Origin of the sequence: Shewanella sp. 6_MG-2023 (genome assembly GCF_030547195.1) — a bacterium.
In the GTDB taxonomy this organism is placed as follows: Bacteria; Pseudomonadota; Gammaproteobacteria; order Enterobacterales; family Shewanellaceae; genus Shewanella.
The window spans coordinates 20,636-46,297 of sequence record NZ_JAUOQU010000018.1 but is presented as its reverse complement, the minus strand read 5'-3'; the positions used below and the strand labels follow the sequence as shown (position 1 = coordinate 46,297).

23 protein-coding genes are annotated in these 25,662 nt (G+C 41.7%); 10 read left to right on the top strand and 13 right to left on the bottom strand.

Going from position 1 to position 25,662, the window contains the following annotated elements:
- The 3 genes from Q4533_RS11930 to Q4533_RS11920 all read right to left on the bottom strand — a co-directional run bounded on the left by Q4533_RS11930 (nt 1) and on the right by Q4533_RS11920 (nt 3,807).
- Nucleotides 1-1,632: an iron ABC transporter permease gene (locus Q4533_RS11930; protein WP_303502799.1), complete on the bottom strand. Its 1,632-nt coding sequence runs from the start codon at nt 1,630-1,632 to the stop codon at nt 1-3.
- A gap of 55 nt (nt 1,633-1,687) precedes the next feature.
- Nucleotides 1,688-2,707: a Fe(3+) ABC transporter substrate-binding protein gene (locus Q4533_RS11925; RefSeq protein WP_102438525.1), complete on the bottom strand. Its 1,020-nt coding sequence runs from the start codon at nt 2,705-2,707 to the stop codon at nt 1,688-1,690.
- 350 nt (nt 2,708-3,057) lie between these two features.
- Complete coding sequence (locus Q4533_RS11920; RefSeq protein WP_102438527.1) at nt 3,058-3,807, bottom strand: ferredoxin--NADP reductase; 750 nt, start codon at nt 3,805-3,807, stop codon at nt 3,058-3,060.
- Nucleotides 3,808-4,124: 317 nt separating this feature from the next.
- On the opposite strand from Q4533_RS11920, the gene Q4533_RS11915 reads away from it, so the two are divergent.
- Together Q4533_RS11915 and Q4533_RS11910 are read left to right on the top strand one after the other, a co-directional pair.
- Nucleotides 4,125-5,606, top strand: coding sequence for an FMN-binding glutamate synthase family protein (locus Q4533_RS11915; protein ID WP_303502798.1), 1,482 nt, complete (start codon nt 4,125-4,127; stop codon nt 5,604-5,606).
- 154 nt (nt 5,607-5,760) lie between these two features.
- Nucleotides 5,761-5,961: a hypothetical protein gene (locus tag Q4533_RS11910; protein WP_241900970.1), complete on the top strand. Its 201-nt coding sequence runs from the start codon at nt 5,761-5,763 to the stop codon at nt 5,959-5,961.
- A gap of 219 nt (nt 5,962-6,180) precedes the next feature.
- On the opposite strand, the gene Q4533_RS11905 is transcribed toward Q4533_RS11910, so the two are convergent.
- Both Q4533_RS11905 and Q4533_RS11900 read right to left on the bottom strand, forming a co-directional pair.
- The gene (locus tag Q4533_RS11905) at nt 6,181-6,429 is read right to left on the bottom strand and encodes a hypothetical protein (protein WP_102438533.1); all 249 of its coding nucleotides are present in this window, start codon (nt 6,427-6,429) and stop codon (nt 6,181-6,183) included.
- Between the two features lie 138 nt (nt 6,430-6,567).
- Complete coding sequence (locus Q4533_RS11900) at nt 6,568-8,355, bottom strand: ABC transporter ATP-binding protein/permease (RefSeq protein WP_102475321.1); 1,788 nt, start codon at nt 8,353-8,355, stop codon at nt 6,568-6,570.
- 369 nt (nt 8,356-8,724) lie between these two features.
- Here Q4533_RS11900 and Q4533_RS11895 point away from each other — a divergent pair, with 369 nt between their 5' ends.
- Complete coding sequence (locus Q4533_RS11895) at nt 8,725-8,898, top strand: hypothetical protein (RefSeq protein WP_102438537.1); 174 nt, start codon at nt 8,725-8,727, stop codon at nt 8,896-8,898.
- 42 nt (nt 8,899-8,940) lie between these two features.
- Here the strand turns inward: Q4533_RS11895 and aroG are convergent, their stop codons facing one another.
- From aroG to Q4533_RS11865, 6 genes are all read right to left on the bottom strand, one after another.
- Entirely contained in the window at nt 8,941-9,993 is a 1,053-nt protein-coding gene (gene aroG / locus Q4533_RS11890) for a 3-deoxy-7-phosphoheptulonate synthase AroG (protein WP_102438539.1), read from the bottom strand.
- Nucleotides 9,994-10,332: 339 nt separating this feature from the next.
- Nucleotides 10,333-11,571, bottom strand: a complete 1,239-nt coding sequence (locus tag Q4533_RS11885) for a lipopolysaccharide assembly protein LapB (RefSeq protein WP_241900971.1) — start codon at nt 11,569-11,571, stop codon at nt 10,333-10,335.
- A 110-nt stretch (nt 11,572-11,681) separates the two neighbouring features.
- On the bottom strand, nt 11,682-12,002 hold the full coding sequence (locus tag Q4533_RS11880; protein ID WP_241900972.1) for a hypothetical protein: 321 nt from the start codon (nt 12,000-12,002) through the stop codon (nt 11,682-11,684).
- A 119-nt stretch (nt 12,003-12,121) separates the two neighbouring features.
- Entirely contained in the window at nt 12,122-13,372 is a 1,251-nt protein-coding gene (locus Q4533_RS11875) for an ammonium transporter (RefSeq protein WP_102438541.1), read from the bottom strand.
- Nucleotides 13,373-13,382: 10 nt separating this feature from the next.
- Nucleotides 13,383-13,721 carry a P-II family nitrogen regulator gene (locus tag Q4533_RS11870; RefSeq protein WP_076539720.1) on the bottom strand — a complete coding sequence of 113 codons (339 nt, stop codon included), beginning with the start codon at nt 13,719-13,721 and terminating at the stop codon, nt 13,383-13,385.
- A gap of 362 nt (nt 13,722-14,083) precedes the next feature.
- Nucleotides 14,084-15,430 carry a polymer-forming cytoskeletal protein gene (locus Q4533_RS11865; protein ID WP_303502797.1) on the bottom strand — a complete coding sequence of 449 codons (1,347 nt, stop codon included), beginning with the start codon at nt 15,428-15,430 and terminating at the stop codon, nt 14,084-14,086.
- A 233-nt stretch (nt 15,431-15,663) separates the two neighbouring features.
- Here Q4533_RS11865 and Q4533_RS11860 point away from each other — a divergent pair, with 233 nt between their 5' ends.
- Nucleotides 15,664-16,284: a response regulator transcription factor gene (locus Q4533_RS11860; protein ID WP_303410291.1), complete on the top strand. Its 621-nt coding sequence runs from the start codon at nt 15,664-15,666 to the stop codon at nt 16,282-16,284.
- 176 nt (nt 16,285-16,460) lie between these two features.
- Here Q4533_RS11860 and Q4533_RS11855 read toward each other — a convergent pair whose 3' ends face one another.
- Entirely contained in the window at nt 16,461-16,739 is a 279-nt protein-coding gene (locus tag Q4533_RS11855; protein ID WP_102438547.1) for a DUF3081 family protein, read from the bottom strand.
- Between the two features lie 289 nt (nt 16,740-17,028).
- Nucleotides 17,029-19,884 carry a bifunctional [glutamate--ammonia ligase]-adenylyl-L-tyrosine phosphorylase/[glutamate--ammonia-ligase] adenylyltransferase gene (glnE, locus tag Q4533_RS11850; RefSeq protein ID WP_303502796.1) on the bottom strand — a complete coding sequence of 952 codons (2,856 nt, stop codon included), beginning with the start codon at nt 19,882-19,884 and terminating at the stop codon, nt 17,029-17,031.
- Between the two features lie 249 nt (nt 19,885-20,133).
- On the opposite strand from glnE, the gene Q4533_RS11845 reads away from it, so the two are divergent.
- The 6 genes from Q4533_RS11845 (at nt 20,134) to Q4533_RS11820 (ending at nt 25,653) form a co-directional block, all read left to right on the top strand.
- Nucleotides 20,134-21,105: a hypothetical protein gene (locus Q4533_RS11845; protein WP_102438551.1), complete on the top strand. Its 972-nt coding sequence runs from the start codon at nt 20,134-20,136 to the stop codon at nt 21,103-21,105.
- Nucleotides 21,106-21,114: 9 nt separating this feature from the next.
- Nucleotides 21,115-22,014, top strand: coding sequence for a DUF350 domain-containing protein (locus Q4533_RS11840; RefSeq protein WP_102438553.1), 900 nt, complete (start codon nt 21,115-21,117; stop codon nt 22,012-22,014).
- Nucleotides 22,015-22,018: 4 nt separating this feature from the next.
- Entirely contained in the window at nt 22,019-23,794 is a 1,776-nt protein-coding gene (locus Q4533_RS11835) for a polyamine aminopropyltransferase (RefSeq protein ID WP_102438555.1), read from the top strand.
- A gap of 81 nt (nt 23,795-23,875) precedes the next feature.
- Nucleotides 23,876-24,289, top strand: a complete 414-nt coding sequence (locus Q4533_RS11830; RefSeq protein WP_076539733.1) for a YjfI family protein — start codon at nt 23,876-23,878, stop codon at nt 24,287-24,289.
- 11 nt (nt 24,290-24,300) lie between these two features.
- Nucleotides 24,301-24,990 (top strand): PspA/IM30 family protein, encoded by a 690-nt coding sequence (locus tag Q4533_RS11825; RefSeq protein ID WP_076539734.1) that lies wholly within the window; start codon nt 24,301-24,303, stop codon nt 24,988-24,990.
- 6 nt (nt 24,991-24,996) lie between these two features.
- On the top strand, nt 24,997-25,653 hold the full coding sequence (locus Q4533_RS11820; protein WP_102438557.1) for a hypothetical protein: 657 nt from the start codon (nt 24,997-24,999) through the stop codon (nt 25,651-25,653).
- The last annotated feature ends 9 nt before the right edge of the window (nt 25,654-25,662 follow it).

The window sequence follows — 25,662 nt, the reverse complement described above, 5'->3', positions numbered from 1 at the left end:
TTAGCTCTCTTGCTCCAATGAACGGTTTAGATAAATCAATGGCACTAACCCAACTAACACAATCACGATAGCAGCCAAAGCGCCATGTTCGAGTTGTTCATCGGAGACAAACTGGAATACATAGGTGGCGAGGTTTTCAAAACCAATGGGTCTTAACAATAGCGCTGCGGGTAGCTCTTTCATGCTTTCAATAAACACTAATAATGCCCCTGCAAAAATGCCTTTGCGTAGCAGCGGTAAATGCACTCGCCATAATAACTTAGTCGGCTTTTGCCCCATGGTAATACTGGCCATATCCAAGGAAGGCGAAATACGTTTATAGCTGTTTTCAATGCTGCCAATAGATATCGCCACAAAGCGAACGCAAAAAGCAAAAATTAGCGCGATAACGCTACCGGTAAATAACAATCCTGGGCCGCGCGCACCAAAATAGTCATAGACATCATTTATAGCAAAATCTAAATACGTTAATGGCACCAACACGCCAATAGCCAGCACTGTGCCTGGTATGGCATAGCCTGTGCTACTTAATCGTGAAGGTAATAGGTCTGCCCGACGGGGGCTTACGCGCCTAACAAACATCAACACTAATGCCAGTAGCACACATATAAAACTCACGACGAGGGCAATATACAAACTGTTGAAACTGTATTGCCAAAACTGGCTGTTCCAGCTCTGGTCAAAGTAGTCGATGGCGTAGCCGCTTAATACAATAAAAGGTAATAAAAACGCGAGACCAATCAGCAGGCTACAATAGCCAAAGGCGAGCCAAGCTTTAACACCTTTTAGCTGGTATCTGTCTGATTCAGTTAACCTAGACTGCTTTTGATATAACTCTTGTTTGCGTCTGGCAAATCGCTCAAAACCCACCATGGCAAAAATCACCAGCAACATAATGGCTGATAATTTTGCTGCTGCCGATAAGCTGCCATAACCCAGCCAAGTGTCGTATACCGCAGTGGTTAAGGTTGGCACCGCAAAGTAACTCACTGTAGCAAAATCGGCAGCGGTTTCCATTGCCACTAATGCCATCCCTACTGCAAGTGCCGGCCTTGCCATTGGCAGGCCTAAACGCCAAAAGCTTTTCCACGGGCTACAGCCCATAATTCTAGAGGCGTGCAATAGGCTGGAAGATTGCTCCATAAAAGCCGTTCTGGCTAATAAATAGATATAAGGAAATAACACCAATGACAGCATAATTGCTGCGCCGGTTAGGCTGCGAATATCAGGGAAATAATAATCTTGCGGGGACGTCCAGCCAAACACTTGCCTTAGCAACTTTTGTACAGGACCGGCGTAATCAAGCATGTCGGTATACACATACGCGACAATATAAGCAGGCATTGCCAGTGGCAATAGCAGCGCCCATTGAAAGTAACGTCTAGCAGGGAAATGACAACGAGCTACCAACCAAGCGGCTGGCACTGCAATCACTAAGGAACCGACACAGACCTTCAGCATCAGCAATAGGCTGTTACTAATATAGGTCGGTAAAACGGTGTCCATTAAGTGACTAAAAACAGCTTCGTCAGGGAGTGTAGCTTGTACTAAAAGTGCAAAAAGCGGCAAGATTAATATTACCGCAATCGCATAACCAGCGAACGACCAGCCTCTGGTTAAGCCTAAGATCATAAATACTTTCCAGTCTATGCCGCGTTATCGGTTAACGCGGCGAAATAAAGCATCCTTACAGATCAAATTTTACTTCATCAATTAGCTTCACTGCCGCTTGATGGTTTTCTGCTAGCTTAAAGATTGGAAGACTATCTGCATTGAAGTCCCCCCAAGAGGCTACCATGTCAGAAGGGGCAACATCGGCTTTTACCGGATATTCCATATTGACTTCTGCGTAAAGACTTTGAGCTACATTAGATGATAAAAATTCCATCAATTTTATAGCATTATCTTTGTTTGGGGCAAACTTAGCTAGTGCCATACCTGAAACATTTATATGGGCACCGCGGTTATCTTGGTTAGGGAAGTTGATTTCCACTGATTCAGCCCAGCTTTTTTGCTTAGGGTCCTTAATCATCTTACCAAAGTAATAACTGTTACCTAAGGCGATATCACATAAACCTTCGTTTACCGCTTTAACTTGCGCGCGATCATTGCCTTGTGGTTTACGAGCTAAATTGGCTTTAAGCCCTTCTAACCACGTTTTGGTTTCAGCTTCACCGTGATGGGCAATCATTGAAGCAACCAGGGCAATGTTATAAGGGTGCTTGAAACTACGAGTACAGATTTTGCCTTTATATTGCTCAGAGGCTAAATCTTCATAATTAATATCTAGCTTACCTAAACGCTCTTTTGAAGAATAAACATTACGTACCCGCATGGTTAATGCGTACCAATCGTTACTCGGTGAGCGGTATTGGGCCGGGATATTGTGATTTAAAGTCTCGCTATTCACATCAACAACTAATTTTTTATCAACGAGTTCCATTAAACGAGAAAAGTCAGAGGTTAACACTAGATCTGCAGGAGATAAGCGCCCTTCACGAGCAATACGCTCAGCGATGCCATCTTTGGCAAAAACCACATTCACCTTGATGCCAGTCTGTTCGGTAAATTGCGCTAAAATGGGTTCTACTAGAAAAGCTTGACGATAAGAATAGATAGTAAGATCTTCAGCAGCGGTTGCTGAAATTGAACTTAGTGACGATACTGCTGCTAATCCTAACAGTGCCAGACGCTTAAACGACTTCATTCCAAATTCTCCTTGGCGTTGCGTTACTTTTTATCAGCATAATGGCCCCGTACAGGGGGACTTTCATAATACTAACGAGTAACTGCTTATAGAAATGATAACAGTTATCAATTGCGATAAGGGTAATAGATCACTATCTAAGGAGCAAGTATTGTTTAAGGATATAAGCTAACTAAGATTAAAATATATTTTTTAAATGTACTGCATTAATTACAGCTTCTGCGCTTTTCGCAGCAAGCGAATAAACAGTTTAGCCATTGATAATGCGAGTTACAGCAATGTTACTGCCGAAATACTAACAAGCTACAGCTCGCTAGTTACTCGCTAACGAAAGTCTATTTAAAAGCAGGCTACCAATATTTTTCGACGGTAATTTGCCCTGGTGCTCGACGTAGATTCTTCACTAACCCCTTTTCTATTAGTACCGTTTGCGCATCAGAAATCATTCCTGGATTACCACAAATAAGTACTTGTGAGTTATCTTGCGACAAGGTAACTCCAGCCGCTTGTTCAATGAGACCGCTACTTAACCCATCAGGGATACGACAAGATAAGCCGTCTTTATATTCTTCACGAGTGACAATAGGTATCAGTTCAAATTTTTCGGGATATTGTTGCTGCAGCGCTTGTAATTGGGGTAAATAAGCCAAGTCTGCAATCATCCGCACACCGTACACCAGCACCACTTTTTCAAACCGTTGCCACGGCTCTGCTGTTTCCATAATCGATATAAAAGGCCCCACGGCAGTGCCAGTTGCCAAAAACCACAAATCAGGGCCTTGAAGTGCCCCTGAGGGGATTTCATCTAAAGTCATAAAGCCTGATGCCTTGGTGGTTACTTCGATGTTATCGCCAATTTTAAGTGCCTGTAAATCTGGAGATAACTGACCATCTTCAACAGCGACGGCCAGCACTTCGACATAATCTTTACCGGGTGGGTTAACGATAGAGTAGGCTCTAGCAATGCGCTTATCGTCACGCATCTGACTCAGTTTAATAAACTGACCGGCAATAAATGGCTCAACATCGGCGCGAATACGCAGCGAAAACAACTTGTCATTCCAATCTATACGTTCAATTACAGTACCAGTTGTCCACATAGGGTAATTCCTTGATTTTAGATCTGCTATTTATCTACTGGCAGGGTCTTTAAACAACATTTGGCTAGACCTTACTGTATTAAACTATAGGTTTGATCAACGCCTTCGGCAATAGCTGGGTAAAACTGTTTTAATAGCAATCAAACTCTATCGCTTACTTATACTTAGCTAGAACAAGGTCAAATTTTTTGTCATAAATATCCCCCATCAGCCATACTGAGGATAGTCATAAATCTGCATATCTGGTTAAAATAAACGCAGATAATCACAGGCTAGCGTCAAATTTGCATCAAACAGATCATTTTTAAGGAACAAAAATGCAGAAGAATTGGTTTATTTGGGGATTAGAAGTTTTTACGGGATTATTTCTTGCGTTTATCGCACTGTTCTTTATCGCGATAATTTATATGTATCTCGCAGATAAATTACAAACCAAGCAAGCGATTAGGCATAACTATCCAGTTATTGGCAGATTTAGATACTTATTTGAAAAACAGGGTGAATTTTTCAGGCAGTATTTTTTTGCCCAAGATCGAGAAGAATTGCCCTTTAATCGCGCCGAACGCAGTTGGGTTTATCGCGCTGCCAAAGGCATAAACCGCACCATTGCCTTTGGCTCAACCCAAAGCCACGATAAAACTGGCAGCATTATGTTTTTAAATGCGGCCTTTCCTAAATACGATTCTGATGAACATAATGACGCTGTCATCACCATTGGTACAAACTGTACTCATCCCTATGCGACAGCGAAAGTATGCCATATATCTGCGATGAGTTTTGGTGCGCTCTCGCGCCCAGCGATTACTGCGCTATCCCATGGCGCGGCCCAAGCGGGTTGCTGGTTAAATACTGGCGAAGGCGGATTAAGTGAACATCACCTTAAAGGTAACTGTGACTTAGTATTTCAAATTGGTACCGCCAAATATGGTGTACGTAATGAGCAAGGGTTATTGGATGATCAAAAACTTGAGCAAATCGCAGCCCATGATCAGGTAAAAATGTTTGAGATTAAGTTAAGCCAAGGCGCAAAACCCGGTAAAGGCGGGATCCTACCTGGCCTTAAGGTCACCAGTGAGATCGCCGCCATTAGAGGCATTCCTGTTGGGGAAGACTCAATAAGCCCCAATGGCCATCCTGAATTTAATCAGGTCGGCGATATTCTGGATATGGTCGCGCATATCCGTAATATCACCGGTAAACCCACAGGTATCAAAGCCGTCGTTGGAGACGAGCAATGGCTCATTAATTTATGTGAAGAAATACTGCTACGAGGCATTGAACACGCGCCGGATTTTTTTACTTTAGACAGCTCAGAAGGCGGCACTGGCGCTGCGCCGCAGGCATTAATGGACCATGTGGGTTTACCGCTTAAAGAAAGCCTGCCAATTTTAGTTAACCTGTTAAAACACAAAGGCCTCAAACAACGCATAAAAATTATTGCCAGCGGTAAAATGGTGCTGCCCTCGCAAGTGGCGTGGGCACTGGCAACGGGGGCAGACTTTATTGCCTCAGCGAGAGGTAATATGTTTGCTTTAGGCTGCATTCAAGCATTGCAATGCAACAAAGACACCTGTCCAACGGGTATCACGACCCATAACAAAAAATTACAGCAAGGCTTAGATCCGCGCAATAAGTCGGCAAGAGTGGCAAGCTACAATCGCTCACTGCATTATGATTTAAAGGTTATTGCTCATTCTTGTGGGGTGAGTGAGCCAAGACAATTGACCCGCCATCATACGAGAATAGTCACTGACAGTGGCGTATCTATTTCATTAGATAAGTTTTATCGGCAATACTGATTTGGACGCACATGATCCGCAGCACTTATACCAGTAGCCGTATTATAGCTATTAGACTTATCGCTAATTAATTGGCCAGTTCTAATTTTGAACTAAGCCCCATTTAGGTGTAAAATCGTGACTTAGAGCAAGCTTTTATCAAAAGGGTTTACATTTGAAAGTATCACATTCATTAATGACGCCAATGATGTCTGCAAAGACAATATCATTAACCTGTAATAACTGCGAAAGGATGTCAGAAATTGAAGGTGAGAAAATCTGTTTTAACCAAGGCGAAATCAGACGATTAACCCTTGATGCTAACGCAGAGTCAATCATTAAAATGGTTTGTAATAGTTGGTCTAAAAACGCTTAATAAGCCGTTAATAAATCGCACTATTTAAGTCTTTGCTATAACAGTGGTGAGCGCTAAAAGCATTCCCTTAATAGGCTAAATCCACCAAAGGTCAATAACAGATTATAGTTAGCAGAAAAAGCAATTAGATTGCTTTTTCTGGCTTGGAAACTTGTGGTAATTTAAGCTTGATGGCTATTTAGCTACTATATTCGCAGCTAAACATGACTAGTCGGTGATTTAAATAAAAACATCTTCGGCACTATCATCGGCTTTTAGTAAACTATCTTCACTGTTATTGTCATTGATTTTAGCCAAGGTTAAACCGCGAGTGGTAACAATCAATCCTGCGCACAACTCATCATAAACAGTTTGTAGTTCATCTTGATTCATTTCTCGATTTTCAAGCGTTGCCATAATTGCAAACCAATCAGTAGTCACTTTATGTTGTGTACCTTCTAAGGCTGCTATTAAAGAAATGTTTTGCACCCACGACCTCCATACCTAGATTTAATTACCAACTAACTTCCTACTTACCTATACGAACTCAATCCTTTCAAGGCAATTAATACTAATTATACACAAAAACGCCACTATCAAAGAGATAAAACTGCTAACAGCCACTTATCAGAGGGAGAGCGCCTGCTCATTTTGAATTTTCCATAGTTTGGCATAGACCCCATTAAGCGCTAACAAGGTGTTATGGGTCCCTTGTTCAGCCACCATTCCATCTTTAAGTACCACAATTTTATCGGCATCAATAATGGTGGATAATCGATGTGCCACCACCAAACTCGTATGACCTTTAGCAGCATCTTTTATCGCCGTTAATATTGCTTGCTCTGATTTACTGTCCAAAGATGATGTCGCTTCATCAAAGACTAGTATCGGCGCAGCTTTTAATATTGCTCTGGCAATGGAAACGCGCTGCTTTTCTCCGCCAGAAAGTTTAAGACCGCGCTCGCCGACTTTAGTATCCCAGCGCTGTGGTAATGACTCAATAAACTCAGTTAAATTCGCCAGCGCTACTGCACTTTTAACTTCAGCTTCAGTCGCATCAGGGCGACCATATTGGATATTTTGAAAAATGCTATCGTTAAACAAAACAGTATCTTGAGGGACGATTGCAATAGATTGCCGCAGCGCTTGTTGCGATAGGCCTCTAACATCTGTGCCATCGATACTAATAGCGCCAGAGTTTACATCATAAAAGCGAAACAACAGTTTTATTAAAGTGGATTTTCCGGCGCCGCTTTCACCCACCACTGCGACTTTTTGTCCCGCTGGTACAGTGAAGCTCACCCCTTTAAGAATGGGTCTGTTATCGTAATTAAAGTTCACATCATGAAATGACAACGCGCCAATCGTTGGCGAGATATCTGTGGCATTCGCTTTATCATTAATGCTGGGCACTTTATCCAATAAATCAAACATCCGCTCAATATTAGCCAGTGCCCCGCGTATTTCACGATACACAAAACCCAAGAAATTTAACGGGATAAACAGCTGCATCATAAAAGCATTAATTAATACAAAATCACCTAAGCTCATATTACCTGCGGTAACTTCTGAAGCGGCTAGCCACATCATCGCCGTCATCGCCACAGCGATGATTAACGCTTGGCCCGCATTTAAAGCAAATAATGATAGACGGTTTTTACGTTTTGCGACCTCCCACTGCTCTAGTGCAGAATCATAGCGATTTGACTCATATTGCTCATTATTAAAGTATTTAACTGTTTCATAATTTAATAAGCTGTCGATGGCACGAGTATTCGATAAAGAGTCAGCCCTTGCAGCATCCCTAACATAGCCGGTACGCCACTCAGTGGCCACAATTGAATAACCAATATAAGCAACCACGGCAACCAAGGTAATAAGCGCAAAGCCAACACCGTAGTTATAAAGGAAAATGCCAACCACTAAAGCAATTTCTAATAATGTCGGCACAATATTGAACACCATAAAGCGCATCAGAAAACTCACACCACTGGTGCCGCGCTCAATATCTCTTGATAACCCGCCGGTTCGTCTGTCTAAATGAAAATCAAGATCTAGGCGGTGCAAATGCTCAAATACGCTCAAGCCTAAACGGCGAATGGCTCTTTCAGTCACCCGACCAAACAAGGTGTCACGAATTTCGCCAATGACTACATTTAAAAAGCGCACCCCGCCATATGCAAGCACTAATGCAATAGGCACAGCAACAATAGCTGCGGTGCGTTGGCCATCTAAACTGTCGACTAAGTCTTTTAAAATAAATGGCAAACCAACACTAGCAAGTTTGGCAATGACCAAACACAACATCGCCAAAAAGATGCGACCTTTAAACTCAAATAAGTAGGGCACTAATAACCCAACGACTTTCCAATTAAGCTTGCCTACTGGTCCATCAAAATACGCCGACGGTCTCATTCATTACCACCAATGATTAAATTTAAGAATGTTTATTTCGAAACTAGCTTTTACTTTTGCCACCACACTAAGTTAACACTTAGTCGCCAATTTAGTGTGACTTGATTTGAGCAAGACTAAAGAATTTGTTTTAAGCAGCCAAAATTAAATCATCATAGCGTTTAATATCGACGCTAATAGCACTTTAGACTTACAGATATTATCATTTGCTAGTATCAAAGGTTATTTTTTAGCAAAAAAACACAAAATATTGCAAAATCAGCTTGGTTTACAGTTCTGCAACGAAAAAGAATTTGCTACTCTTTACTCGTTACTTGTTAGCGATTTCCATTAATCATTCACCTTTATTCCCAGTTCAAAGGACGCAATATGTTAGACGCAGCAAAAACGCAGGCTCCACCAATGCAATTAATTCAAACTTGGGTGTGGATGATGATTGAGTCTGGTAACCCTGAGCTTCAGGATAAGGGAAGAAATAATCTTATTTCTGCTTTTGGTAGCCTTGCAAAAGCCAATGAATATTTAGCTAATAGCAATAATTAAGGCGCTAAAAAGCGCCTTAATTATTGGAGACAAGCAGCACTGTTAGCCGCGGCGATTTAATACGCTTTGATTTAACGTGGCTAATAGCTTTTCAGTATCACTCCAGCCAATACATGCATCAGTTATGCTTTGGCCGTAACACAACTCCTTGCCGACCACGAGATCTTGGCGGCCTTCTTCAATGTTGCTTTCAACCATCACCCCAAAAATATTGTGATTGCCTTGGCTAATTTGCCCAGCAACATCTTCAGCCACTAGCATCTGTTTATTAAAGTCTTTACTGCTGTTAGCGTGGCTAAAATCAATCATAATGTTAGCAGGCAATTTGGCGTTCTCTAATTGAGTTTCAATAGCACTAACATGAGGTTGGCTATAATTAGGCTCTTTACCGCCGCGCAGAATAATATGGCAATCTGGATTACCTTTCGTGGATACAATAGCTGAGTGACCAAACTTGGTGACTGACAAAAAGTGGTGCGGAGCACTTGCTGCACCAATCGCGTCAATCGCCACTTTAATGGTGCCATCAGTACCATTTTTAAAGCCTACAGGGCTCGATAAACCTGAAGCAAGCTCACGGTGCACTTGTGACTCTGTAGTACGGGCACCGATGGCTCCCCAACACATCATATCTGCCACATATTGCGGCGTGATCATATCAAGAAACTCACCGGCGGCTGGTATGCCAGATTCATTCAAATCGACCAATAATTTACGCGCTGTTCGTAGGCCGTCATTAAGCTTAAAGCTATTGTCCATGTAAGGATCATTGATCAGCCCTTTCCAACCTACCGTAGTACGAGGCTTTTCGAAGTAAACACGCATTACAATTTCTAGTTGATCTTTAAATTGCTCACGTAGAGCAATTAAACGCTTGCCATAATCTAAAGCTGCGACGGGATCATGTATTGAACAAGGGCCAATAACAACAAGTAAGCGATCATCTTGTTTGTTTAAAATTCTATGAATGCTATCTCGTGCATTAAACACTGTTGCTGATGCTGCTTCTGACGCCGGAAATCGCTCTAAAATAGCAATTGGGGGCAATAATTCTTTTATCTCATCAATTCTAACGTCATCATTTTTGTAATACATAGTTTATACAACTCCAGCAAACAGTTATTTATGCCAACGTTAAACGTTGAGCAGTAAAGCATTACGGACAGCTTTATATTTCAAACACTAGCATACAATAAAACATCCAATCTACGGTTTTATCAAATTATTCAATTTAAATTACTGTTATTAAATAGCTTTCATATTCAAAATATAAAATATCTAATAAATTCATTCATTTCTAAAATTATCTTCAATTCAATTCGCTTTAATCTTGAGTCTGTTCCTTCGATTATTGCTATCAAAATATATCAAGCAATAAAAAACCACTTGCAGCTAACACGCTGTAAGTGGCTAAAGTAACTAGGCCTTATTATATTAATGGCGCATCATAGCTTGCAGCTTACCTTTATAACGATCTTGATTGGTCTCATCATGGCTAAGATCTAGCGCCTTTTGCATGGTTTTCTTGGCACGTCTTTGATCGCCTGTTGCCCAGTAGGCACGGGACAAACCAAAATAAAACTCATGGCGGTAATCCGCCCGTTCAACCGCACGTTTGTACCACACTAAGGCTTCTTGATATTGCTTTTCAAAATACGCCTCTTGGGCCATATCAAAGTAATAGAATGGGTTATTAATGCGGGCTAATTCAAGAATTTTATGAACCTGTTTCCACTCTTCTAGTCGCTCTTGCTCACCTAATATTAATGCAAGATTATACAGGGTAGTGATATTTTTAGGTTCTAACTGAAGCACATAGCGATAGGCTTTTTCTGCCCGTTCATCTAATCCTTTATGACGATAAATCACCGCCAGAGTGTTAATACTATTGACGTGATACGGGTCTAACTCAATAGCCCGTTTTACCAATGCATACGCTAAGTCGTAGTCACCGCGTACTAATGCTTCTGCTGCAACATTATTAAAGTACATTCCAGATAAGGTTTGTTTATTAATTTGCTTAACACGGTATGAGCGTATTGAGCGCTCAGGCAAAAAATCCACTAATATGTCCGAACCGTGAAGACTAATACTATTGGGAGCGTCACGGTGCAGTAGTTTCATATTTACGTGACCATTTACGAGGTAAAAACCTCCCCTTCTATCCCATATGGGTTCTACATCAATATCTTGAAACTTTACAGGGACATCAAGTACCTGTGCGATAGCAGTTGTCAGTACCACCAGCGACATGCAGTTACCCGCCCGCTCAAGGGCTGTCACGCTGGCCATTCGGGTGTAGTGATCTCGATATTCAAAGCCCCCCTCTTGAGCATTGATGTATTCAGCAAGCCAAAGGTTTACCGGTATTTTAAGGCCGTTAACGCCACCTGAGCGAGCAAAATCACGCTGTATTTCAGTAACTATCTCATCAGGTAAATTGTAAATCTCTGCTGTAGCGGGAATATCTACCTCATTAAAATAACTATCGTTAAATAAGCCACTGACATTAACCTTGGCTTTATTGATACTCGACGTGCTAGAGCAGCCTGAAATAAAAATCAATATTAGTAAATAAAAACAGAGATTAAGGCGTGAAAAACCAAAAGATTGAATTATTAATGAATTTTTCGAAGAAACGTCATCATGATGCAACATAATTCTACCCCACATAAAAGCCTATCATTAAGCATAGAAGTTAGTGGCAGAATTGCGATTTTGAAAAAGTTACAAAAGATGAATGTAAAAAGCTTAAGCCAGTGGCGAATATTTGAATTTCATTATTACTTGGCAACTGGCGGGTCAATTTGAATAAACACCTCTTGGTTTTGATAGGTGTATGGTCGGTAGGAATTACCGGCGCAATTAAAATAACGGTATGGCGCAGCGAATACCAAACAGCCATTCGGCAGAGCTTGTAAAATATTAATTTGCTGCTGCATTTTGAGCATTTGCTGCCATTGATAGTCCTGCTGAACTTGATTTCGTATTGCAAAAGCGTCAAATGGTTCAGATGTCTTTCTCACAACCACTTTTCCCGCAGTGGCGAAAAAGCTGATACTGATAAGTAAAGCAATCATCAATACTTGAAAGTAATTAACCATGTTAAACCTCATTGCACTTATTCACTCGTCACACTTGTTCACTTTTTAAGAGTCACAAAAAAGCAGAACCCTAAGGTTCTGCTTTTAGTTTTAACATGCTCAGTGTTTAAAGCAATCTATTATCCAGCTGATTTGATTGAAACAAACTCTGGGTAAGCATCAACACCACAGTCAGATGCATCCATACCGTTGTACTCTTCTTCTTCAGTAACACGGATACCCACTGTCGCTTTAAGGATAAACCATACTACGAATGAAGCTGAGAATACCCAAGCAAAGATAACTGCTGCGCCATATAACTGAGCACCAAAGTTTGCATCAGCATTTGATAATGGTACTAGCATTAGACCTAGGAAACCGGCAACACCATGTACAGAGATTGCACCTACTGGGTCATCAATTTTAATGCGGTCAAAGGCAACAATTGAGAAGATAACCACACCACCAGCGACGATACCAATGACACCTGACATTAATAGTGAAGGTGATAATGGGTCTGCTGTAATAGCCACTAAGCCCGCTAATGCACCATTTAAAATCATGGTTAGGTCAGCCTTACCCCAGACAACTTTACAAACTAATAATGCTGAAACTGCACCGAAAGCGGCTGCTGAGTTAGTGTTTACAAAAATCTTAGCCACTGCTGAAGCATTTTCTGCGTCTGAGACTAATAATTGTGAACCACCGTTAAAGCCAAACCAACCCATCCATAAGATAAACATACCTAATGTCGCCATTGGTAAGTTTGAACCTGGGATAGGATGAACTTCACCATTTGGGCCATACTTACCTTTACGAGCACCCAGTAATAGTACTCCTGAGATAGCTGCTGCTGCACCGGCCATATGTACAATACCACTACCAGCGAAGTCAACGAAACCAGCAGCAGAAAGGAAGCCACCGCCCCAAGTCCAGTAACCTTCAATTGGGTAGATAACCGCGGTTAATACCACTGCAAAGATTAAGAAAGACCAAAGCTTCATTCGCTCTGCAACTGCACCAGACACAATTGACATTGCCGTTGCAACAAATACAACTTGGAAGAAGAAGTCAGACTCCAGCGCATGATCTGCATCAGCGGCTTGTGAGCCAATTAATGAACCAAATGATGGTAACCAGCCACCTTCAGTGTTATCGACATACATGATGTTGTAACCCACTAACAGGAACATCACACAGGCGATTGAATATAAACATACATTTTTAGTTAAAATTTCTGTGGTATTTTTTGAACGAACTAAGCCCGCCTCAAGCATTGCAAAACCTGCTGCCATCCACATGACAAACGCACCTGATATTAGAAAATAAAACGTATCTAATGCGAAACGTAATTCGGTGACGGTTGTGCCTAACGTTGCTAACTCTTCCATTACATTCCCCTTATAGTGCTTCGTTATCTAGCTCACCCGTACGGATACGGATAGCTTGCTCAAGATCAGTAACAAAAATTTTGCCATCGCCAATCTTGCCGGTATGAGCCGCTGTCGTAATGGCTTCAATTAACATATCTAAGTTTTCTGCTTTAGTAGCAATTTCCAACTTCACTTTAGGAAGAAAGTCGACTTGGTATTCTGCGCCACGATATAGCTCAGTGTGACCTTTTTGACGACCGAAACCTTTTACTTCGGTAACAGTCATTCCTTCAATGCCCATGCTTGCAATAGCTTCACGGACATCATCCAATTTAAATGGCTTGATGATAGCGCTGACGAGTTTCATCTCGACCTCCAAAAGTGTGATTGTTATAAATTTGTTTGCAAATACAATTCAATCATCAGGCCAATCATGTAAAACCATGATTCGTATAGCATTTTAAAATATAAGTTAAATAAAAAAGTCTTTTCATGCACTAATAAGGTGCAACTTTAATTTGGCGCGCACAACATTAGAGCGAAGCGTTTATAACTATTTGAATACTTGATAATAAGAATTACGCAGTTAAAAAAGTGTCAAAATGAACAAAGAAAAGCTGTGCGGAAGGGGGGGATGTTACTGATATAAAAATAAACACATTAAAGAAAGCATAAATAAAAAGACCTTCTAATGAAGGCCTTTTTATTTGCAGATTAGCTTTTAAAAATTTATAAGCTGCCAACCGTGTCAGTTGCTTCTGCTGAACTTGCAACCTCATCAGTCGTCTCTTCAGCGAGTAGATCTGCCATTAAGCTATCAACTTGAGGCTGACTGACCACTTCATCTTCAACTGCTACAACAGCCTCATTCACACTGACAAGCAAGTCTTCAGTTTCATCAGCTAAAGCAGTTTCTGTCACTTCAAGTTCTGCTTCTGTTTCAGCTGATGCAGTTGCTTGCATTTCAATTGCCGAGTCAGGCGCATCATTTGCAGTAGTCACAATTTCAGACTCGTCAATATCAGTGGTAAGCGCAACACTAACTGAAGGCTCAAGTACTTCATCTGCCTTAGCAAGTTCAATTTGGTTTTCTGCTGGCTGTATTTGCTGTGGTTCAATATCAATAACCGTCGTTGCCGGTTTCACCACTGAAGCTGTAACAGGCTTTGATTCAATCAATTGAGTCAATTCATCTTTTTTATAAACCGCGCCAGCAATTGCAGCAACAGCGATAGCCGCGACAAATAGCTTAGCACCTGAACCTGATGATTTCTCTTGAGCCTTTCTCGCCGCTTCTGCTGCAGCAAGTTGAGCTTGAGGATTCGGTTGCGGCTTAATCTCAAGTTTTGACTTAGGCTTAGGTTCTGCAACTGGCTTCGGGTTATTATGAGCATCTGTATTTACTTGAGGCTCTACTCGAGAATTTGCAGTTGCAGCGCTACTACCACTGGTCTGTGAATTAATTTCTGCAAGAGTCTGTGGTTTAATCTGAGTTGTGGCAGGTGCAGGTGCAGGTTCAGCCTTAACATCGACTTTCTTAGGTTCGGCTTTATTAACATCTGTTTTCACCTGAACCGCTACGGTAGTTTTTACTACAGGCTCTGGCTTAAGATTGTTAAAATGTCCCTTATTTGCAGCTTGAGCTATCGGCGCCTCTGCAACAGGCGCTTCAGTCTTTGGGAAAGCATAGGCTTCTGTGACTTGTGCTTCTGGCTTATCTTCAACAGTTGCTTGGGGTAATACGCCTTCTTCAGGGCCCTTGGTTCTGGCACCTAAAAATTGACCACCATCATAAATTTCCATTTTATGGCTAGATACATCACCTTCAACTACACCAGAGCTTACAATCACTAAACTGTTGCAATGTAATTTACCTTTAAATTCACCACAAACTCTTAATTCTTGACAAAAAAGCTCACCGTCAATTTCGCCACCAACTTCAATTTTAACTTGGTCTGTTGAACGAATAACACCTTTAACTTTACCGGCAACCAAAGCAGGTCCCTGTACAGTCATATCTCCATCCAATGAAGTATCAGGGCCAATAAAAGTAACCCCATTTCCTTTGTTATTCATACCAATCAGTTTCCTTTATTATTAATTTTCGACATATACTAAACTAACTTTATTAAAACAACAAATAACATTTCTTTTACATAAATTGCAGGTCAATTCCGAGCTTTTCGCTTTAAAAGTAAAACTTAATAGTTTAATGTATCGGCTATTAGTAAAAGAGCCTGTCTTTAATATATAAATTTGCTATTGAACGGATTTTCAATAGTAGCCCAAATAACAGGGATGTAGCCGAAATGATTTTTTCAGATGTGATTTTTAAACAACTTCCAGAACCACAGGCCCTGCAAGTATCTAAAATCTCAGGATTACTCAATATTGAAACCGCCTTCTATGACTCACTAAACTTTGCCTGTAAAGCTGCCGATAAAAGGCCAAAATTTCTTATTCACTATTTAGAAGCCCCTCATAAACACGCCTATTTAATTTCAGCTGATATTCTTACAACAGGTAAGCATTTAGTCTTTTGCCCTCAACTAGATACTGAGTGTGAAACTTTACTTATCTCTAATGGATTCCATGGCGCACTCCCATTGGCCGCAACTGAAGTTGACATTATTGAAGCCCTTAAAAGCATTAATGCTAATAAGCTTTATTTCAGCCACGATGCCATGTCACGTTATATTCAATCAAAGAAACGACAACCCAATACCCAACGCCAGAATGAATTACTGTCATTAACGACCAAGAAAGAGCAGCAGGTATTAACCCTGATATGCCAAGGCTTAACCAATGATGAAATCGCTGCCAATTTAGGCATATCGATTAATACAGTAAAAATGCATATTCAGAATATGTTCAAAAAAACCAAAATATCCAGCCGTGGGCAGCTTTCTTACGCCTTTGCACAAGTTTAAAAATTTAAATGTATATAATTAGCTCACTGCTAATTTGTAACGCTAGCTGTTAAATGGTGCGAGTTAACAGCTTTGAGAATTAACTACAGAAAATAACATTAATTGCACTTAGGTAAGCTTTAGCGTGCAGCAAAGCGCAACTAAAGCGCAAAATTTTTTTGATGACATAGTGCTGTTTATACTGAGTACTTCATCACCTCAGCAAAACGCGCCATAAAATTATCAAACGCAGCATTATCTGGGTAATCAAATTGATATTTATTATGGAAATAAATCGTTAAAGAGGTTCGGCCGTCACTAAGAATAATTGTGTAGCCATCAAAGCCTGTTTGCGCATTTAAGCCACATAGTTCATAGCTAGAGTTGTCGCCATCTGCAGCGGCCAGCTTTTGCCCCATGTCGGTTATCTTATTAAATACTTTTAGCGCTTCATATATATCAATGGCATTTTTCATCACTACATCCTTACAAAGAAAACCTGTTCACTAAACACCTAATAGACAAAGCAATCAATACGAATGCGCGCTTAAGGTGGCTCAAAACAATCAGTGTAAAATAATGCAGTAACAAGACTGTGAGTTAGTCCTGAGAAAGACAAATTTTATATGAAGATGGTGTATCAAATTGAATCAGTGTGTGAATGCCGTGCTGCACCGCTTTTAATTTATATAAAACGGTGCAGGTCACTATTTTCCCGCACCGTTATCCTAACAAAACCAAAAATCTACGGTTTTAGACAAGACGTTATAGCTCTTCACCTAAAATGTGCTGATAAATATTAATAATTTCGCTGACCTTGTTATTGGCTTTATCTGCATCGATTTCGCCTTTAGCGCGCTGAAGAGTCAGGCGATGACTTTCATCCCGTAGCCAACAGTAGGTTTGAGTCAGGTATTGAGCAGTCATCACAGGTAAAATCTCAAGCTCGGCTAATAGCTGAAAAATGCGCACATTATCAGACCATATGGACAACTCTTTATTTTTGTTAGCGTAGGCTAACACTAAATACTGGGCCATAAACTCAATATCGGCAATGCCACCCGCACTCTGTTTTAAATCGAACTTACCGTTTGATGCTTTCAATAAATGCTGGCGCATTTTAATGCGCATATCGCGAACTTGTTTCGCAAGTTCAGGAAGCTGGCGCTGATGCGATAGCACCTCTGTGCGAATTTCACTAAAACGTGCCGCTAAGCGATGATCGCCATAAACAAAACGTGAGCGCACCAAAGCTTGATGCTCCCATGTCCAGGCCTCATCTCGCTGGTATTCGCGATACTGTTCAATCTCGCTAACCAATAAGCCTGAAGCGCCAGAAGGTCTTAAGCGCATATCCACTTCATATAACTCTCCAGAAGTGGTTCGGGTAGCAAATAAATGCACAATGCGCTGCGCAAGTTTTAAATAAAAATGGCCATTATCAATCGGTCTTTTACCATCTGTAGCGCCTGCGCCTTGATGGTTATGTAAAAAAACCAGATCTAAGTCAGAGCCATATCCCAGCTCAATGCCACCTAATTTTCCATAACCAATAATAGCAAAGCCCATTTTCTCAGAGCTTGTACCTGCAGGTATGCCGTGCCTTGAGGAAATTTGATGCCAGGCTTGTAATACCACTTGCTCAATGATGGCTTCTGCAAGGTAGCTTAAGTGATCGCTCACCTCCATCACAGGTAGCACGCCAGTAATATCAGCGGCGGCAATTTTTAACTGTTGTGACAGCTTAAACTGGCGCAACGCTTCCATCTGTTGTTCCATGTCATCTTCTGGAACGCGCAATAGGTACTGCCTTAACTCACTTGGGTAGTCATCCAGCGGGGTGGTATCGTAAAGCTGAGCCGGATCGATGAGTTCATCCAGTAACATCGGAAAATTCGCTAACTCTTCGGCAATCCAGGGGCTAGCACAACAAAGGCTAATGAGCTGCTGACGGGCGCCGGGGTTCTCACACAATAATTCAAGATAAGTGGTACGGGTTAAAATTTTATCTAACACCCCTGATACCGCTTTTAATGCCACGCTCGGGACTGGTTGCTCTAATAATTCATCCAACAATTTAGGCATTAATTTTTCAAGAGTTTCACGTCCCCTGGGGCCTATTGAGCGTTTTAATACATTACTGCGCCAATCATCTAAGCTTGGCCATAAACTATCATCTTCAACATCATGCTCTTCAAGTAACGCTAAGGCATTTTCCTGATCATGAATTTGCCATAACTGGCAAGTCCAATGCTCGCTTGAGTCCTGTTCATCTTCGCCACCGACAGTATCTTTAAAGTGGCGATGAATGTTGCCCATGGCATTGGCAATTTTTTCCCGCAAGCTGTGCTCATCGCTCTCGCCCATGGCATAGCATAGTCGCTGCCAATCAGTGGCATTGTCGGGCAATGTTTGGGTTTGCTTATCATCAAGAGCTTGAAGTAGGTTTTCAACTCGGCGCAGTAAAATGTAGCTGTGTTTTAGCTCATCAACGGCCAAGTACTCTAACTGACCTAAGTTATATAAGGTATCAATTGCGCCAAACAAACTTTGCTGTCGCAGTGAAGGTTCTCGTCCGCCACGTATGAGCTGAAAACTTTGCACCACGAATTCAACTTCGCGGATCCCGCCAGCTCCCAGCTTTATGTTGTCTGTGAGCTGTCTGCGTCTAACTTCTTGTGCAATAAGTCGTTTCATTTTCCGTAGCGAATCAATGGCTGAAAAATCGATATAGCGACGATAAATAAAAGGCCTTAATAAGTCATGTAAGTCATCACTATATTGCGTCCAAGGCCCGAGTACTCGCGCCTTAACCATGGCGTAACGCTCCCAATCACGACCTTGCTCTTGATAGTAATCTTCAAGACCACTGAAACTGACCACTAACGGGCCACTTTCACCGTATGGACGCAGGCGCATATCGACCCGAAACACAAAGCCATCAACGGTGATTTGATCTAATAAACTGATCAGTCGTTGACCCATTTTGATAAAAAATTGCTGGTTAGCTTGAGCGCGGCGACCACCGATGGTTTCACCATGTTCAGGAAAGGTAAAAATCAAATCAATATCAGAGGAAAAGTTCAGTTCTCGACCACCAAGCTTACCCATACCGAGAATAAGTAACGGCTGTGGATTGCCCTCTTCATCTGTTGGGGTGCCGATTTGCTGACACATATCGGTGTAGAGCCAATCGCGAGCACCAATTACCAGCACTTCGGCTAAGCTAGATAAATCCAGTAGTGATTCTTCAACATCGCAATAATTTAAAAAGTCTCGCCAAGCGATACGTACCATTTGGAAGTTTCGAAATTGACGTAGCTGTTTTTTAACCTGCTCTTCTGAGCTTGATGAGGCTAAATTAGTGTGTAATTCACCAGTAAAAGACTGTCTATCGAGCTGAGTTAACTGACCATCGAATAGCAATTCAATCCACTGGGGATTACGGCACAATTGCTCGGCAATATAATCACTCAAACCTAACACTAACTTTAATTCAGCTTGTTGTGACAGGGTTAGTTTTTCAGTGATTTCAGGCCATGTTTCACAAAGCCTTAACCAGTAACGTGCTGCAATTTCATTAAGCTCTGCAGACAAGACGTTGTTACTTTGGTTGTGCATGTTTATCCGATCCCTTTGGCAAATGACTAAGACTTACACATTTCAATTCGACATATTATGTCAAGGTGTGTTATACAATAAAATCAACGATCGCATAAATAGCTAGTCGATATTGTACCTTCGATTAAGACTACTATATCCTTTACAACAGTAATACCGAACCATGTAAATATTTAGTCAGTTTTAAGCATATAACTATGCGACTTGATACTATATTTATATATGTATTTTATACTATTTGGAGAACACATGGCTGGCATGCTTCCTCGTGTCCTTGCAGTATTTTCAGCGCTGATCTTGTGCATAACATTATCAGGTTGTGGTGATGACAGACCTGAAAAAATTACGCAATATCAGCAGCTGTCACAGCAGCGATTGACTCAACTCGATTCAATGCTAAACGCAGGTGAGCTTCGTAATGCCACCTTACTGACACAATATACCAGCTTACTTAAAAACAGTAAGCCTGATCTGGTGCCGCTACTTGATGAACTGGCGCGTGATGCGACCTCAAGTGGCCCTATGTACCAATCACTAAAACGCAGAACCAGTGAACTGGCCGATTCTGCCAACTTCGTTGATTTAGATCAGCAGCTCGAAGAAGCGCAAAATATTTATCAAGCAGCTGATTCAAGTTTGTTTAATGACATGCTTTCCGATCCCGTTAATGTGGTGGCTGATTTATCAGGTGGACAGCTGGCAAGGGTTAACGCCATCAGCCGTGAAGCCGAAGCAATGGCCAACGGTAGCGAAGATTTTGGTGCAGGAAGCCAGCTAGTGGGTAACCCCGCTTATGGTAGCTGGCAAACTAATTCAAGCGGCATGTCATTTTGGGCCTGGTATGGCATGTATTCGATGTTCTCTAACATCATGAATCCTGTACGCTATGACCGCTGGTCAAACAATCGTGGTTACAGCTACTACAATGATGTCGGTCGCTACCGTTATACGTCTCCTAAACAGGCGAGCGCGCAAAATCGTACATTTGAGAACACCAAGAAAACCTTTAATTCTCAAGGTAAGCAATTTAATAGCCCGTATGCGAAATCACGTACAGGCTCAACCAGCTTATCAAGACAAAGTACTGCAACACCTAAAGCCAGTACTGCCGGAACCAAAACAGCACGTAGCACAAGTAAGTTCCGTTCAAATTATTCCAAAGACAGCAGTTTCCGTAATTCAACTAGCCGCACCACACGCGGTGTACGCCGAGGCAAATAAGGACTAACCATGACATTTTTAAATGACTTCGGACTCACCCTAGATTTAGCGATAATTTTAGCGATTGATCTGACCATCGCGGTGATCTTACTGGCGCTAATGCGCTACTTACAAGGCTGGAGCGTGAGAGTAAACAGCCGCGCTGAACTCGCAGAGCGTGATAACTTTGCTTTTGGGGTTAGTACTGCGGGTGCCGTTCTGGCATTAGGGATTGTACTTTCAGGGGCGATTACAGGTGAAGCTGCTGATTCGTATATTGTTGAAGCCATTGGCATGACAGCTTACGGCTTATTTGGCTTACTTTTAATCAAGTTTGGTCGAGTACTACACGACAAAATTGCCTTAAATGAAATCGATAAAAACAGCCAAATTATCAATGGTAATATGTCGGTTGCCATCGTTGATGCCGCCGCTGCTGTTGCCACAGCAATTATCATTCGATCGGTATTAATGTGGGCAGAAGATATTACCTTAGATACTTTCATTGCTATCTTTACCGCCTTCTTAATCTCGCAATTAATGTTAGTGTTATTAACTCGCTTTCGTGAGCACCAATACGCTAAACGTAATCAAGATGCCTCAATGCAAAAAGCACTAGAGCAAGGCCAAATAGCCGTTGCGATTCGTCACAGTGGTTACATGATTGCCATGGCATTTACCTTTAAAGCGGCCAGTCACTTTATTATCTATGATCCAACTGCTTACTTAATGAATATCGTCGGCTGGTTAACCTTCTCGATAATCATGCTGGTAGTGTTGTCGCTATTACTTGCTGTGGTTAAAAAGCTAGTTTTAGCTCAAATCAACCTAACTGACGAAGTTGAGAAACAACACAACGTCGGTGTGGCTGCAGTTGAACTAGCAATTAGTGTTGCTGTTGCACTCATTTTAGCGGCGTTAATGGCATAAATAGATGAATAATACTTTGCTTGAACAGAGCCAGGAGGGCTGCGACAAGCAAAATAGCCCTTCTCAAACAGGCACCTTGCCTCCAGCGAATAAACGCAGCCTTGCTTGGTTTGATGATGCCCTATTGTTGGGCATTATGGCCTTACTGGCAGGCTGTGGTCTTATTTACGAATACCTACTTTCCCACTATGCAGGCCGCATTCTCGGCGCCTTAGAAGCTGCTATTTACACCATGATAGGCATTATGATTGTGTCTATGGGCATTGGCGCCTTTGCCGCTCGTAAAATTCGCTGTGCCTTCACCGGCTTTGCGATGCTTGAACTTATTGTGGCATTTTGTGGATCATTAGCGATTTTAATTACCGCCGCCGTGATTGGATTTGGCCAGCAATTACCGTTAATTATTGCCAACACCTTAGGCCTGCCACCAGATCATTTACCTGACGGCGGTTTTATTGGCGTATTACAAAATCTTAGTGAATATTTACCCTATATCTGGGGGGTTATTCTAGGTTTGATGATCGGCATGGAGATCCCGCTGATTGCCCGCGTACGTCAATCCTTATCTGAAGAGCACTTGCTGCACAATGCCGGCACCATTTATGGCGCTGATTATGTCGGTGCGGGTGCTGGCGCGGCTATTTGGGTACTGTTCATGCTGTCGTTAGATATTCAGCTCGCAGCAGCGCTCACCGCCAGTGTTAACTTGTTAGCAGGCTTTGTGTTTATTTGGCGCTTTTGGCAGCAAATCCGCTGGGCTAAACTGATCCTCGCAGGACATTTTATCGCCACAGGAGTATTAGTGCTACTGGCACTGCACGGCCCCAGTTGGGAGCAAAATTTCAATAACCTGCTATATAAAGACAAAGTGGTGTATTCAGAAGCTACCCGTTTTCAGCAGTTAACCTTTACCGAGCGGCTGCGAGGCAAAGGTCAAGCGCCAGTGTATTCGCTATACATTAATGGTCGATTACAGTTCTCCAGTATTGATGAGCACATCTACCACAGCTTTTTAGTTCACCCGACACTTGCAGCCAGTGCAAGGCAGGATAATGTGCTAATTATTGGCGGCGGAGATGGCTTAGGGCTTAAGCAAGTTTTCAAATGGGATCCAAAATCGGTCACCTTAATGGATTTAGATGAACAGCTCGTCGACTTGTTTAGAGAGCCCCATGAGAACATGCCAGAGCGTGTTAGCAATGCCATGTTAGCCCTTAATGGCGATGCACTAAATGATCCTCGCGTTAAGCTTATTTATGATGACGCCTTTAATGGCATTGATAAACTGATTGCTGACAATCAAAAATTTGATGCCATTATTGTGGATTTGCCAGATCCGAGTCACCCTGATTTAAATAAGCTTTATTCTGATTTATTTTATCGAAAACTGGTCGAGCTATTGAGCGCTGATGGGGCAATGACGGTACAATCGACTTCGCCTTATCATGCCCAAAATGCCTTTATTTCTGTAGGAAAAACCATTGAATCGGCAGGGTTTTCGGTCGAGCAATACCATCATAACGTGCCAAGCTTTGGTGAATGGGGCTGGTCTATCGCCACCTTATCAGGACAAAATGCCAAGCAACGTCTAGCCCATAACGAGACGTTGCCCATTAATGAGCAATGGCTGACTCCTGGGCTTATACATGGCGCATTTGAGTTTCCTGGCACATTTTATAATGATGCTGACACTATCAAAGTGAATAGAATTGGCTCATTACAGCTATACCATTACCACTTAGCATCTTGGTCTGACAACCAAGGGATGAATCTTTTTTAACCAACTCAAAAATAGTCTTGACATAATATGTCTAAGTGCTATCTTTGAAACCTAAGACATAATATGTCAATAAGGACGAATATGAATATCCATAAGATTGCTAACCATTTGACAGAACTTGGCGACCTTAGCCATACCGGTTTGAAGTTTGATTGTTTTCCAATTGATGGTGATGTTGAAGTATTACAAGTCAACGTTGCTGGCCGTGAAGAATTACCGGTATTTGTATCGGTAACTGACAATCAAATCTTATGTATCAGTTATTTATGGGATGAGAGCGAAGTAAAAACTGAAACTCGTACCCAAATGTTTGAAACTATGCTTGAACTAAACATTCCAATGCCTTTGTCATCTTTTGCAAAAATTGATGATAAATATGTGGTTTACGGGGCGTTATCAGTCACCTCAAGCATGGAAGAGATCGAGCAGGAATTATCAGTATTGTCTGATAACTGTTTAGAAGTCATCGACGAACTTGTCGAATTTTTGAAGTAAGGAGCCATATCATGGGCATTTTAAATAAAATTTTAACGGCATTTCGTGGCGGCGCAAATGAAGTCGGCCAAACTATTGTTGATGCAAACTCTACTCGTATTTTTGAACAAGAAATTCGTGACGCAGAAAAGCATTTAACTAAAGCAAAACGTGAGTTAACTGACGTTATGGCGAAAGAAATGCAAGCAAGCCGTGAAATCGATCGCCTGAAACGCAGCATCACTGAGCACGAAGGTTATGCAACTCAAGCACTTGAAAAAGATAACGAAGCGTTAGCTATTGAAGTTGCTGAAAAAATCGCTCAGTTAGATCAAGAGCTAGCAGAACACGAAACAGCGAACAGCAGCTATTCTGCACATGCTTTACGCTTAAAAGAATTAGTGAAGAAAACCGAGCGTCAATTAACTGATTATCAACGTCAGCTAAGCATGGTTAAAACCACTGAAAGCGTACAAAAAGCCACCGCGACTATTACTGATTCATTTGCATCAAGTAACTCAAAGTTAATGAATGCAAAAGATTCACTAGAGCGTATTAAAGCTCGCCAGCAACAGTTTGATGATCGCCTACAAGCATCAGAAACCTTAGCTGAAGAGAATAGCGACAAGTCTTTACACGCTAAGCTAGCAGAAGCAGGAATTGGTGAGCAAAAGTCTAGTGCTAATGCTGTTTTAGAGCGTCTTAAAGCGAAAAAAGGTTAATTGACTATGGGATTTCTGCGTGGCCTATTTGGCAAGAAAGAAGCCCCTAAACGTCAGCTTGACCATGTGAACAAGCTACTCAAGGGAGATATGATCTCCCTTGATGATAGTTTTGCCTTACCTGAGCAACTACGTGGGCAGCAACTTAAAGTTGAAGCGATTCATACTTATGAATATGAACGTTCACAACAATGTGAGTGGTTACTTCGCGGTCACAGTGGCACCGCTATTTTCATGTCTTACATTGAAGAAGATGAAGCTTACTTAAGTTTCTCTGTCAAAGTAAATCGCTCTATCGTTGAGCAAATTTTTGATCTCGATGAATTCTCACAGTTATTTGAAGAGCCCGGTAATGCTGAGCTCAAAACACTACCGCTTTCAAATGAATTAGACAGTGAATACGCACGCTGGTTAAGTGATGCTTATCATCAAGTTGAATTTGCCACTTTTGGTTATTTCCATCGTCAAGATTACCGTGGTCAAAAGCCACCTCAAGATGATAGTAATCAACAACGAGGCGATGGCTTTGAAAGCTACTCATTAGTTGATAGCGATGAAAGCCACGCTGTGGATGTCGAAGTTTATGAAGGTGGCGATACTGAAGTCATGTTGACGCTATATCGTCCATTAACGGATATTCGCGAGTTTTGGCCGGCAAGCTAAGTTAAAGCG

What these genes read in the sequence shown, in the direction of transcription:
- glnE (WP_303502796.1), bottom strand. Translation starts at nt 19,884, where the DNA reads ATGCACAACCAAAGTAACAACGTCTTGTCTGCAGAGCTTAATGAAATT.
- Q4533_RS11840 (WP_102438553.1), top strand. Translation starts at nt 21,115, where the DNA reads ATGACATTTTTAAATGACTTCGGACTCACCCTAGATTTAGCGATAATT.
- Q4533_RS11825 (WP_076539734.1), top strand. Translation starts at nt 24,301, where the DNA reads ATGGGCATTTTAAATAAAATTTTAACGGCATTTCGTGGCGGCGCAAAT.
- Q4533_RS11895 (WP_102438537.1), top strand. Translation starts at nt 8,725, where the DNA reads ATGTTAGACGCAGCAAAAACGCAGGCTCCACCAATGCAATTAATTCAA.
- Q4533_RS11830 (WP_076539733.1), top strand. Translation starts at nt 23,876, where the DNA reads ATGAATATCCATAAGATTGCTAACCATTTGACAGAACTTGGCGACCTT.
- Q4533_RS11920 (WP_102438527.1), bottom strand. Translation starts at nt 3,807, where the DNA reads ATGTGGACAACTGGTACTGTAATTGAACGTATAGATTGGAATGACAAG.
- Q4533_RS11865 (WP_303502797.1), bottom strand. Translation starts at nt 15,430, where the DNA reads ATGAATAACAAAGGAAATGGGGTTACTTTTATTGGCCCTGATACTTCA.
- Q4533_RS11925 (WP_102438525.1), bottom strand. Translation starts at nt 2,707, where the DNA reads ATGAAGTCGTTTAAGCGTCTGGCACTGTTAGGATTAGCAGCAGTATCG.
- aroG (WP_102438539.1), bottom strand. Translation starts at nt 9,993, where the DNA reads ATGTATTACAAAAATGATGACGTTAGAATTGATGAGATAAAAGAATTA.
- Q4533_RS11860 (WP_303410291.1), top strand. Translation starts at nt 15,664, where the DNA reads ATGATTTTTTCAGATGTGATTTTTAAACAACTTCCAGAACCACAGGCC.
- Q4533_RS11845 (WP_102438551.1), top strand. Translation starts at nt 20,134, where the DNA reads ATGGCTGGCATGCTTCCTCGTGTCCTTGCAGTATTTTCAGCGCTGATC.
- Q4533_RS11820 (WP_102438557.1), top strand. Translation starts at nt 24,997, where the DNA reads ATGGGATTTCTGCGTGGCCTATTTGGCAAGAAAGAAGCCCCTAAACGT.
- Q4533_RS11900 (WP_102475321.1), bottom strand. Translation starts at nt 8,355, where the DNA reads ATGAGACCGTCGGCGTATTTTGATGGACCAGTAGGCAAGCTTAATTGG.
- Q4533_RS11835 (WP_102438555.1), top strand. Translation starts at nt 22,019, where the DNA reads ATGAATAATACTTTGCTTGAACAGAGCCAGGAGGGCTGCGACAAGCAA.
- Q4533_RS11875 (WP_102438541.1), bottom strand. Translation starts at nt 13,372, where the DNA reads ATGGAAGAGTTAGCAACGTTAGGCACAACCGTCACCGAATTACGTTTC.
- Q4533_RS11880 (WP_241900972.1), bottom strand. Translation starts at nt 12,002, where the DNA reads ATGGTTAATTACTTTCAAGTATTGATGATTGCTTTACTTATCAGTATC.
- Q4533_RS11870 (WP_076539720.1), bottom strand. Translation starts at nt 13,721, where the DNA reads ATGAAACTCGTCAGCGCTATCATCAAGCCATTTAAATTGGATGATGTC.
- Q4533_RS11930 (WP_303502799.1), bottom strand. Translation starts at nt 1,632, where the DNA reads ATGATCTTAGGCTTAACCAGAGGCTGGTCGTTCGCTGGTTATGCGATT.
- Q4533_RS11855 (WP_102438547.1), bottom strand. Translation starts at nt 16,739, where the DNA reads ATGAAAAATGCCATTGATATATATGAAGCGCTAAAAGTATTTAATAAG.
- Q4533_RS11915 (WP_303502798.1), top strand. Translation starts at nt 4,125, where the DNA reads ATGCAGAAGAATTGGTTTATTTGGGGATTAGAAGTTTTTACGGGATTA.
- Q4533_RS11885 (WP_241900971.1), bottom strand. Translation starts at nt 11,571, where the DNA reads ATGTGGGGTAGAATTATGTTGCATCATGATGACGTTTCTTCGAAAAAT.